Source organism: Paenibacillus sp. sgz302191, assembly GCF_057749925.1.
This window is the reverse complement of record NZ_JBYLHY010000011.1, coordinates 259,207-265,646: the sequence shown is the minus strand read 5'-3', so window position 1 is coordinate 265,646 and position 6,440 is coordinate 259,207. Positions and strand designations below refer to the sequence as shown.

4 protein-coding genes are annotated in these 6,440 nt (G+C 48.9%); 2 read left to right on the top strand and 2 right to left on the bottom strand.

Going from position 1 to position 6,440, the window contains the following annotated elements; genetic code table 11:
* Nucleotides 1-1,178: 1,178 nt before the first annotated feature.
* A complete protein-coding gene (locus tag AC3G2T_RS17985) occupies nt 1,179-2,957 on the bottom strand; it encodes a methyl-accepting chemotaxis protein (RefSeq protein WP_488436411.1) in 1,779 nt (592 codons plus the stop codon).
* Nucleotides 2,958-3,437: 480 nt separating this feature from the next.
* Between AC3G2T_RS17985 and AC3G2T_RS17980 the strand changes: the two genes are divergently transcribed.
* Complete coding sequence (locus AC3G2T_RS17980; protein ID WP_488436410.1) at nt 3,438-4,358, top strand: PadR family transcriptional regulator; 921 nt, start codon at nt 3,438-3,440, stop codon at nt 4,356-4,358.
* Between the two features lie 98 nt (nt 4,359-4,456).
* On the opposite strand, the gene AC3G2T_RS17975 is transcribed toward AC3G2T_RS17980, so the two are convergent.
* Complete coding sequence (locus AC3G2T_RS17975) at nt 4,457-5,797, bottom strand: LLM class flavin-dependent oxidoreductase (RefSeq protein ID WP_488436409.1); 1,341 nt, start codon at nt 5,795-5,797, stop codon at nt 4,457-4,459.
* Nucleotides 5,798-6,073: 276 nt separating this feature from the next.
* On the opposite strand from AC3G2T_RS17975, the gene AC3G2T_RS17970 reads away from it, so the two are divergent.
* Complete coding sequence (locus tag AC3G2T_RS17970; protein WP_488436408.1) at nt 6,074-6,418, top strand: hypothetical protein; 345 nt, start codon at nt 6,074-6,076, stop codon at nt 6,416-6,418.
* The last annotated feature ends 22 nt before the right edge of the window (nt 6,419-6,440 follow it).

The following is a 6,440-nucleotide window of genomic DNA, read 5'->3' as shown; positions in this document are numbered from 1 at the left end:
GATTCGGAAATCCCCAAGTGAAAGAAGAACTACAAAAGATGTTTGAGCAGCGATATCCCTCTTAAGCTCTGGCTGCATGGTAAAAAGTTCCGACTCCCGCGCCTTCGCTTGGGCTACACCCGCCGCCAGCCAACTGTTCTGAATATTCGAAAAACAACAGTTCATTCATTATTTCGACGAACTACCCTACTGTCTTACACAAACTTCTTGACGCTACCCCTGCAACAGTAAATTCCTGCAAATCTGCAGGAATTTCCGCGCATATGCAAGGCTCGGCTCGTTTTGACCGAAAATTCCTGCACAATTGCAGGCTTTTCTCCAAAACGAGCCGAATCCACCGACAAAGCCTGCACTTTTGCAGGCTTTTGGGATTGCCAAGCCACTTTTACGCACAACGGAGGCTTAATCCGGCAACGACCCATGTCTCTCGATTCTGCTTTCTCCCCCAACGCTCATCTGACTCGGCACTGTGCGTGCGCCTTCGACGCGTGCAAAAACCTGCAAAAGTACAGTTTTTTGCACGTCGGAGGGCCTGCAACAGTAAATTCCTGCAAATCTGCAGGAATTTCCGCGCATATGCAAGGCTCGGCTCGTTTTGACCGAAAATTCCTGCACAATTGCAGGCTTTTCTCCAAAACGAGCCGAATCCACCGACAAAGCCTGCACTTTTGCAGGCTTTTGGGATTGCCAAGCCACTTTTACGCACGACATTGGCATAATCCGGCAACGACCAATGTCACTCGATTCTGCTTTCTACCCCACCGCTCATCTGACTCGGCAAAATGGCGGGCAGCAGGTCGGCGTCTACGCCAATAATGCCGCTCAATGCCTTCTCAAAAGCTTTGCCAGTGCTACAAAAAGCGTTATTCTCGTTCCAGCGTTATTTTCGTCCCATTTCCGCTGCTTCGCACCTATTATTCTCGATATAATTTCCTGGGTAATATTAGCAAGGGATCGGCGGTAGATCCGGACCCGCACACTTTAATCAGGCTGATACTCCTGCGACAAAAGTGGCCGCCCCAAAGTCAATTGATGATTTTCTGTACCGAAATTTCACCTAAAGAAAGGACCTCATTCTCCACTTGGCAGTGGAACTTGAGGTCCTTTTGCTCGATTTCCAGGCTGTTCCCGTACGATCCAAATACTCTCGGAACAGCCCTTCTATGCGTAATGACTGCTTATGCGGTTTTGAACTGCGATAACAAGCGCTGCATTTCTCCGGCCATGTCCGAGAGCGACTCTGCCGATGACTGAACTTCTCCGGTCGTTTGCAGCTGTCCTTCCGTCGAGGAGGATACTTGCTTTGACGAGGAGGCCGTTTCTTTGGCAATGAAGGCAACCTGCTGAACGGCGGCGGTAATTTGCTGGGTGCTGGCCGAGATTTGCTCGGAAGTTGCCGCCATCTCCTGAATTTGCGAAACGATATGCGACGTTGACTTCAAAATGTTATGGAAGTTTTGCTCCGTCTCCTTGACGAGCTCAATGCCTGTGCCCACTTCCGATTTCACCTTGCCCATCGCTTCTCCCGAATCGCGGATGCTCGATTGGATCTCGTTCAGCAGCTTGCTGATTTCATCCGAAGAGTTGCTGGACTGTTCAGCCAGCTTGCGCACTTCCGCTGCAACGACGGCAAATCCCCGTCCCTGCTCGCCGGCGCGGGCAGCTTCAATCGCTGCGTTGAGCGACAGCAGATTCGTTTGCTGGGCGATTTCCTGAATCGCCTGAACAATATTGCCAATTTGCTGCGATTTGGCTTCAAGCAGCCCGATCACTTCATCCGTCTGGTGCACCGAAACATGGATCGAATTCATTTGCTGTACTGTATTTTGAACGAACGTCTCTCCGGTTTCTGCGTGCTGCTTCGTCGATTCCACGGATTCGGCGATCGAAGACGCGCTTTCCGCCATACGGCTGATGCCTGCTCCTACTTCTTCCATAGAGCGTGACGTTTCTTCCATCGTTACGGTTTGCTGGTCGGCTCCGGTCGCAACTTCTTTGACCGTGACAGCAATGTGCTCGGACGCTTGCTGCATTTCCCCGGAGCTTGTTTTCAACTGGCCGGCAGATACGGTAACAAGCTGAGCGTGCTCATTGATTTTTTCAATCATTTCCCGCATATTATCGCTCATTTGGGCGAACGCTTCGCTCAGTTCCCCGATCTCGTCCTTACGGGACAATATTTTGTTTTTCGCCGACAGATCGCCTGCCGAAATCACCTTGGCGGCTTCGCTCATTTGCCGGAGAGGCTTGGAAACGTTCCGGGCAATGATAAACGAAATGCTGAGTCCCGCCAAAATGGCGATAATGCTTAACGCGATGACCGATACCATCCCCGAGCGATACGAATCGTCCAGCTCGTTCGCCCATTCGTCGGCCTGCTGCTGAATATTTCTGGTGAGCACCTCCACGACGACACTGCATCCGCCCAAGTATTGGTCGGCCTGCTGAATTTTAAACATGCCGTCCTGACCGTGCTGCTGAACCGCAGCCAAAATGTCCGGGAACATTTTCGCATAAGAGCCCCATTGTTCCTGTAACATTTTGATAAGCTTTTCATCATTTTCTGAAGAAGATAGATTTTCCACTTTCTGCACTTTTTCCTGAATGGATGCAAAAAGGGCTTGCGCTTGCTCCGGCTGGGACGTTGAATCCGCGCCTCTTCCCGTTGCGCTCATAATATCGTCCATGCTGTTCTTATCTTTCATATCCAGTTGAATGCGCAGCATCAGATCGTCCATCTCTTTAAGGTCATGGTTCAAATTGCCCAGCATCATGACGTTCGGCAGCCCGGTTTGCGTCGTCTGCCACGACTTCTCGCCCATGGAGCTCATCTTTGTGATTGCCGTTATACTAATAGCGCATAAAAGCAGCAAAACGATCACAAAACTGAAAAGCAGCTTTTTGAACAGTGTTAAATGGATGTTAAGTTTAAAATTCAGTTTTAACCTCGATTTCATTTCCAGCCTCCGACTGCCCCGATATGTTGCGGGGTTTCTCTAGTTTGATGAAAATGCCCAATTTACTTTCATTGGATATTTGGTCCTCGTTAACTATTTCGACAACTATGCGGCAAAATGTTATATGTTCCAATCATTTTCTATAGGTCTTTCGGCTTGCCTCCTTTCGAAATGTAAAACGTATCGGACAGGATCGTCGTATCAAGACCTCCTCCTATATCGTTAAAATCATCGTTCCGGCCAGCTATGGGCGAACTTCGACAACTCCGTTCCCGTTCCCATCGCAATGCAGCCGCCAATGAGCGGAAAACGCAGCGGAGTCTTTGTCCATTATCATATTGGACGGTACCTATGTACGTTCCTGCAAAAAAGACGCCTCATCCGCTTTTACGGGTTGGATACTTCCCTTCCCTGTTTACATTATCGATATCATATGTTACTGTTAACACATGATATCGATAACAATTTTGGGGTGTTACTATGTCTATCCAATATGCTATACTCGGGCTTCTCAGTTGGAGGTCTGCTACAGGCTATGAATTAAAAAAAATTATTGAAGAATCTTCAACCATGTATTGGTCCGGTAACAACAATCAAATCTACAAATCCCTTGTACAGCTATTGGACGAAGGTTTGGTAACCAACGTAATTCAACACCAGGAAAGCTCTCCATCAAAGAAAATTTACAGTATTACGGAGGAAGGACTTGCCAGATTGAAAGAATGGGTTGTTTCAGAAACGGAAATTCCCGAATTGAAGAACACTTTCCTCATTCAATTGGCGTGGGCGGAACAACTAAGCGACGAGGAATTAAACGAACTGTTGGTACAGTACGAAAGCAGGATCAACATGCAGCTTATGTTCCAGCAGGAAAAAATCAAACGCGGAATTCCTTCCCCTCATAGAAATGAGCGCGAAACTTTTTTGTGGGATAAAATATCCGAAAACCTGCTGTCCTTCTATCGCAACGAACTCAAGTGGGTGCAAGAGATTCGCAAGGAACTTTATGAAAGAAAACAAATGGAGGAGAGAACGACGATGAACTATAAAATCATGGAGAACGGAAATAAAAAATATGTAGAAGTTATATCTGCCGGGCCCCCTCTTAGCACTGAACAGGACGCTGTGGACATCGTTGCTTTGTGCAAAGAAAATGATTCGGAACTTCTTTTGCTGCATAGTCAAGCTCTTTCGGAACACTTTTTCAAACTGAGAACCGGCGTGGCAGGACAAATGATTCAAAAATGGATCAACTACCGCGTTAAAACGGCGGCTGTCATTCCGAAAGAGATGGTTCTTCAAGGAAAGTTCAAGGAGATGGCGTTCGAATCCAATAAAAGCAACCATTTCAGAGTATTTGAAACCAAGGATGATGCAGAGAATTGGCTTTTGAATGAATAAGAAAAAGACGGGTACATCGGTCTGAGTCTGTACCCAGCCTGTACCCATCAGTAGAGTTATTGCCTGACGCAATCTTCTGTCCGCGGCGCTCGCCGCATTTAAACAATCGCTTCTTTCGAAGGCGCCGCAGATGCATACCTGTTCGCAGGTACGGATAGCCCCAAATTTCCGCGCAGCGTGTCATCTTCATATTCCGTCCGAAAAATGCCGCGTTGCTGCAAAATCGGCACGACGAGGTCGACAAAATCTTCCAGCCCGTTCGGAACGACGCTGCGGATATTGAATCCGTCCGCCGCCTCTTCTTCGAACCACTGCTGAATCAGATCCGCTATTTTCTCCGGCTTTCCGATAAACGTGCTTCTCGGCGTCGAGGCGCGCAGAGCGACTTCGCGCAGCGTCAAATTGTGCTCTTTCGCTTCTTTTTTAATTTTTTCCGTCGTGCTGCGGAAGCTGTTATTACCCAGATCGCCCAAATCCGGGAACGGTTCGTCCAGCGGGAATTGGGAAAAATCGAAGTGCTCGAAATAACGGCCCAAATAGTCCAAGGCGCTTTCAATCGTGACCAGTTCGGAAATTCCCTTATATTTGCGCTCGGCTTCTTCCTCCGTACGCCCGACGATCGGCCCGATCCCCGGAAAAATAAGAATATCCCCGGAAGACCGCCCGTAGGATGCGGCTCTCGATTTTACGTCGCGGTAAAATCGCTTCGCTTCCTCGATCGTTTCATGCCCCGTATACACGGCATCGGCGGATTTGGCCGCCAAATCTTTGCCGGCTTCCGACGAACCCGCCTGGAACACGACGGCATGGCCTTGTTTGGAACGGGCGATATTCAGCGGGCCCTGCACGGAGAAATACGGCCCTTTATGGTTCAGGCGGTGCATTTTGGCCGGGTCGAAAAACACGCCGCTCGCTTTGTCTCTCACGAAAGCGTCGTCTTCCCAGGAATCCCACAGCCCTTTGACGACCTCAAGAAACTCCTCGGCGATTTGGTAGCGCTGCGCATGGGAAGGATGCTCGTCTTTGCCGAAGTTTTTCGCCGAGCCTTCGAGCGGCGATGTGACTACGTTCCAGCCGGCTCTGCCGCCGCTGATTTGGTCGAGGGACGCAAATTGCCTTGCGACCGTGAACGGTTCGCTGTACGAGGTGGACAGCGTCGCGACAAGGCCGATGTTCGTCGTAACGGCGCTCAGGGCCGACAAAATCGTGAGCGGCTCGAACCGGTTTAAAAAGTGAGGGTTCGATTTTTCGTTAATGTACAGGCCGTCCGCGATAAAAAGCAAATCGAATTTGCCCCGCTCCGCAATTTGCGCCTGCTGCTTGTAAAACTCCACATTCACGCTCGCATCGACGGATACGTCCGGATGCCTCCAAACGAACATACTGTTGCCAACCCCGCTAATGTTGGCGCCGAGCCTCAATTTCCGTTGTCCAGCCATCGTCCTCGCTCCTTTAAACACATTGATTTCCGAAAAACAAACGGAGGCCAAGGTTCGCCCCGTGCTGCGCACAAAGATAACCTTGGCCTCCGATCGTCCGGTCAGCCTAACCTTTTCCATCTATTCTTATAGGATTTAAAAGTATTTTACATTGCCTATACGCCCAAGTCAAATAAACAATTTCTATGAAAACGGATGCAGGCAGCCGCTCGAAAGCTACTTGATTCCTTCCTTGACCAACGTCTATTGCTGGCCGTTATAGCCGGTGTCTCCCCATTGATCGACAGTACCTCCATCGGCCAGGGATGCCTGGTAAACCTCAAGCTGCTTGCTGCTATTGCGGTTGAGCTAATAAATATTCGCTTTCATTCCCTTGTCAATCCGAATTATTCGAGCGTGTCGGCGATCCGGATTACGCGTTCAAAAGTTAAACCCAAAATAACACAAAAACTGGTTGATATTTCTAAAAAAGCGGTTGGAAATGAACCTGTCATTTTCCAAACGGAAGCTGTAACATATGAATCGAGCCCATATTTCCAAGTTTTGCGGCTCGCCCTGCACATCAAACCGGGAAAGGAGGCTGAATTTCGAAATCGCATGAAGAGGCAGTATAACATTTGATCAAAAAAAGAACGGAGGTTTG

Bases quoted from the DNA above. Each gene is read 5' to 3' on its own strand.
- AC3G2T_RS17985 (WP_488436411.1), bottom strand. From the start codon at position 2,957: ATGAAATCGAGGTTAAAACTGAATTTTAAACTTAACATCCATTTAACA.
- AC3G2T_RS17980 (WP_488436410.1), top strand. From the start codon at position 3,438: ATGTCTATCCAATATGCTATACTCGGGCTTCTCAGTTGGAGGTCTGCT.
- AC3G2T_RS17975 (WP_488436409.1), bottom strand. From the start codon at position 5,797: ATGGCTGGACAACGGAAATTGAGGCTCGGCGCCAACATTAGCGGGGTT.